The organism is Hydrocoleum sp. CS-953 (genome assembly GCF_002260545.1).
Taxonomy (GTDB): domain Bacteria; phylum Cyanobacteriota; class Cyanobacteriia; order Cyanobacteriales; family Microcoleaceae; genus Trichodesmium.
Genome location: NZ_LGSU01000762.1, coordinates 1 through 4,550, shown reverse-complemented (window position 1 = coordinate 4,550; position 4,550 = coordinate 1). Strand labels below are relative to the sequence as shown.

Annotated in this window: 4 protein-coding genes and 1 pseudogene; 1 reads left to right on the top strand and 4 read right to left on the bottom strand. The window is 40.4% G+C overall.

What is annotated here, in order from left to right; all coding sequences use genetic code 11:
- From AFK68_RS09270 to AFK68_RS44665, 3 genes are all read right to left on the bottom strand, one after another.
- Positions 1-468: tetratricopeptide repeat protein (locus tag AFK68_RS09270; RefSeq protein WP_143437722.1), on the bottom strand; the 468-nt coding region annotated here is incomplete at its 3' end.
- 416 nt (positions 469-884) lie between these two features.
- On the bottom strand, positions 885-1,619 hold the full coding sequence (locus tag AFK68_RS44670) for an efflux RND transporter periplasmic adaptor subunit (protein WP_371357302.1): 735 nt from the start codon (positions 1,617-1,619) through the stop codon (positions 885-887).
- Between the two features lie 423 nt (positions 1,620-2,042).
- A partial coding sequence (locus AFK68_RS44665) for a biotin/lipoyl-binding protein (RefSeq protein ID WP_371357301.1) occupies positions 2,043-3,115 on the bottom strand: 1,073 nt, incomplete at its 3' end.
- 580 nt (positions 3,116-3,695) lie between these two features.
- Between AFK68_RS44665 and AFK68_RS09255 the strand changes: the two genes are divergently transcribed.
- The gene (locus AFK68_RS09255; protein ID WP_094672468.1) at positions 3,696-4,319 is read left to right on the top strand and encodes a TetR/AcrR family transcriptional regulator; all 624 of its coding nucleotides are present in this window, start codon (positions 3,696-3,698) and stop codon (positions 4,317-4,319) included.
- Here the strand turns inward: AFK68_RS09255 and AFK68_RS36500 are convergent.
- A pseudogene (locus AFK68_RS36500) lies at positions 4,309-4,550 on the bottom strand (two-component sensor histidine kinase); the annotation flags it as partial. The gene AFK68_RS09255 and the pseudogene AFK68_RS36500 sit on opposite strands and share 11 nt — an antisense overlap.

Genomic DNA, 4,550 nt, shown 5'->3' with positions numbered 1-4,550 from the left:
TCCTAAGCTAGAGTAGACAAGGCCAATATTATTGAGAGTGGTAGCTTCCATTCTTTTATCCCCTACTTGCTGAACTAGAGGTAATGCTTGCTGGTAGTAATTGAGAGCTTTTTGTTTTTCTCCTAAGCTAGAGTAGATACGGCTAATACCAACAAGTGTAACTGCTTCCCCTCCTAAATTACCCGTTTTCCTAAATAGTAATAGTGCCTCTTCCCATTCAGCAATAGCTTGACTGAGAGATTCTGCTGTACCTTGCTTCTTTAGTTCTAATCCCTCCTTCAATAATCTTCCTGCCTCAGCATCAGGGTTGCTTTGAGCAAGAATTTCTCCCTTATTCACAATACTTGGCAACATTAATACAGGAAAACTGACATTAAATAACATCAGACTATTAATACTGAGAATAGACAACCATCGCATTGGAGAAACCATAAATTTCACCTTTACCCCACAACTATAAATTTTCATTTATTATATTTCTGGTTTTAGAGAAGATATGCAATTGAGGTTTGACTAAATGGAGGACATTAATAATTTGCGTGTAGGGAAGATTGGGAACTTTACTCATAATAATAATTCCTTGACGATCGCCCCTGCCGAAATAGGAAATTCATCTTCAATAGGTTCAAGGTAAAGTTCTATAGCTTCTTGAATATTAGTCATTGCCCAAAGTAGGGGCCAATGGCATTCGCCCTGACAGGGCTTTGGTTCTGACTGTGTGGTTTATCAATCTCAAAAGCGCTGTAAATAATACGCTATCTTTAGGGGGCAAATGGCATTTGCCCCTACAAAATATGGTGGTTATGGGTAAGTCCTGAACTTTTTGTTGGGTTTCCGTATGTCAACCCAACCTACAAAGTAGCTACTTACTCAAGAATTACTTCTCACTTCTGTAGGGGTGATTCGCGAATCACCCCTACAGACTTCACTAACTGCCGAGGAGCTAATTGATTAGTTCCAGTTGTCACAACCAAATCTCCTGGTTGCAATACTCCCCGCACCAGACTCCTGTCTCCCTCCGTATGCAAAACCTCAACCATTCTTTTTTCAGTCTGATAAGTTCCCAAAGGTAAATCCAAATCTGACTTATCGGGAGAAACCAGAGCAAAACAAGCTAACAACCCCCGCTCTCCCCAAACCAAAGCAGAAGTTGGCAACCAATATCCCTCCATACTTTCAATCTCATTAAGTTCCAAACGAACAACAGTACCCGGAGCAACAGCTTGCGATAGTGCCAAAATTACACTTTGAGTCCGAGTCGTAGAATCTACTTCTGGTAAAATCGACAAAACTTTTGCACTATAAGTTCTCTCTCCCACCCTTACTTCCTCGAGACTACCTATTCTCAAACGACTAGCTTGAGTTGGCGGCACCCCAACCCGAACTTTTCTGTCGCCACCCTCAACAAAACGCACAACACTCTGGCCAGCATTAACCACTACTCCCTCATCTAAATTACGCACAGAAACAGTCCCAGAAAAAGGAGCATAAAGAATACTCTTTCCCAGAACAACATCAATTTCAGAAATTTGTGCCTCGAAACGTTTAACTTCTGCTTTTTGAGCTTCTATCTGTTCGATGCGAGTTCCAGCAATAAGTTCGTCTAATTGACTTTCCACCTGACGCACTCTAGCTCGTTGCGCTTCTATCTGTTCGATGCGAGTTCCGGCAATAAGTTCGTCTAATTGACTTTCCACCTGACGCACTCTAGCTCGTTGCGCTTCTATCTGTTCGATGCGAGTTCCAGCAATAAGTTCATCTAACTGACTTTGTACCTGACGAACTCTAGCTTTTTGAGCTTCTATTTGTTCCGAACGGGTTCCTGTTTGTAGCTTTTCCAGTTCACTCTGCGCTCTCTCAAGTCTAGCATTCAGAGTATCAGTCTCAGTAGCAGCTTCATCAAGTTGTTCTAGAGAAATTGCTCCTTCTTTATAAAGTCCTTCACGTCTTTTTTCTCGAATTTCCGCTAATTCTACTTGTTCCTCTAAGTCTAATAATGCCGAACGCGCTGCTTCAATATCTTCGGTGCGGGGTCCCGTTTNCGTTGCGCTTCTAGCTGTTCGATGCGAGTTCCAGCAATAAGTTCATCTAACTGACTTTGTACCTGACGAACTCTAGCTTTTTGAGCTTCTATTTGTTCCGAACGGGTTCCTGTTTGTAGCTTTTCCAGTTCACTCTGCGCTCTCTCAAGTCTAGCATTCAGAGTATCAGTCTCAGTAGCAGCTTCATCAAGTTGTTCTAGAGAAATTGCTCCTTCTTTATAAAGTCCTTCACGTCTTTTTTCTCGAATTTCCGCTAATTCTACTTGTTCCTCTAAGTCTAATAATGCCGAACGCGCTGCTTCAATATCTTCGGTGCGGGGTCCCGTTTGTAATTCTTGTAATCTTGCTTGTTCTTGAGCTAGGGATGCACGAGTCGCTGCAATAACTTCTACCCTTGCTCCTCTTTGCAGTTCTTGTAATTTGGCTTGTTCTTGAGCTAATGATGCGCGAGTCGCGGCAATAACTTCTACCCTCGGTCCCCTTTGCAATTCTTGTAATTTGGCTTGTTCTTGAGCGAGGGATGCACGAGTCGCGGCAATAACTTCTACCCTCGGTCCCCTTTGCAATTCTCTGAGGTTGGCGATCGCTCTTTCTTTCTGCGCTGTTAATACTGCTCGTTGGGCTTTTGTTTGGCTAGTGTCCAGTTGAGCGATCGCTTGTCCTTTGGTTACTTTTTCTCCTTCTTCTATATATATAGATTGAAGTAAACCAGATTGTTCAAAACCAAGTTCGCTAGTCCGTTTAGCTTCTACAATTCCTGTATAACTTTGAGAAACTGAGTAGGAGTTCACTAATTTTATGGGGATAGCTTGAACAGAAAGGATATTGGGAAGAGAACTTTCTGAGGTTGGTTTGGCAGAAATCTTTTGATTCTGGAGAAATTTTAGACTACCAAAAGCTATTGCCAAAATAATTACCAGGAGGCTAACCCCAATTAATTTCTTTTCTTTGCCTTTTGGTTTGAAGTTGGCAGTCTCAGATTGAATTGGTAAAGTTTCTATCTCATCAGTTAAAATTGTCACTTTACCATTTGTTTCATCAGATTTAGAGTCTAACAATTTGTTGTCTGTCATTGGTTTTTGCTCTAAAGATTATTTGTCAAGTAAATCTAAAAAAGGGCTGAAATATACTAAGTCCTGTTTCCTGGGTTTGGTGACTAAACCCCTAAATTTGCTATTAGCCAGGGATTTTTCAAGATTTAATATTTATTTAATAAACACTCTCTAACTTAACTNGATTATTTGTCAAGTAAATCTAAAAAAGGGCTGAAATATACTAAGTCCTGTTTCCTGGGTTTGGTGACTAAACCCCTAAATTTGCTATTAGCCAGGGATTTTTCAAGATTTAATATTTATTTAATAAACACTCTCTAACTTAACTATATAGCAGTCGCCATTACGAGCGCGGACATTCTCACACCTCTCAAATTTAGTCAGAGCAAGAATGTAGGGGCGAATGGCCATTCGCCCCTACTGACTTTTGACTTTACCTATAGATGGCCAATTGTGGCTTAACATAAAATAAAAGTGGATTTTTAAAACAGTCGTTTGATATATTAAAATTAAAACATACGTTTAAAATAATTGCAAGGGCAGCTAATTGATGATTAAATCAAATAAAGCTGCATATTCTGGAAAACAAACACAGGATTGAATGGGTAAAAACTCAACTATTGATACAAAGGAGCAAATTCTCAATGCTGCCGAGAAACTGTTTGCCTCTTTAGGCTTTGCAGGAACTTCACTAAGGGCCATAATTCGGGAAGCCGACGTGAACTTAGCGGCCATTCATTATCATTTTGGTTCAAAAGAAGAACTATTTAGTGCAGTAGTCCGACGAGTAGCAGAACCCATCGTCGAAGAACAACTACGAGAACTAACAATTCTAGAAGAGTCAGACAACCTCCCTTCAGTGCCAGAAATTTTCACAGCTTTTCTCGCCCCTCCCCTAGAGATGATTCAACAGGGATCGGAGGAATGTCGAATTCATGCACAATTTATGGGGCGTTGTCGTGCCGAACCCTATCCAGTCCAGAAACTAGCAGAACAAGAATTTAGAAACAGTCAACAAAGATTTCTATATATACTGACAAAAGTGCTACCCCATCAATCTCCCACAGAATTAAAATGGAAACTTGATTTAGTAGTTGCGATGCTAGTGCGCACATTGAATCAAATGGAGCAATCAGAAATATTTAGTGAAGATAATTTAGTTGAAGATATTGATGAAGTTGTGCAGCGTCTGGTAACTTTTGTAAGTCATGGAATTAGTGCTTAATAGTTTTCGGAATAATTTTTTCTAGTTTTCCTGCATCTGGCCCTTCAGAAATATTACGTCCTAGTCTGCTAGGGTCTGGACTAGCTAATATCGTACCTTTATAATCAATTACTACAGTTGAACCTGTCAGTGAGCCTCTTTTTCTGTTAGTTTGCATTGGTAAAGCTGACTTAATACTCAAGGCATACCGCAATTTTCTTTCGCCACCTTCAGCAAGATATACTGGTACAC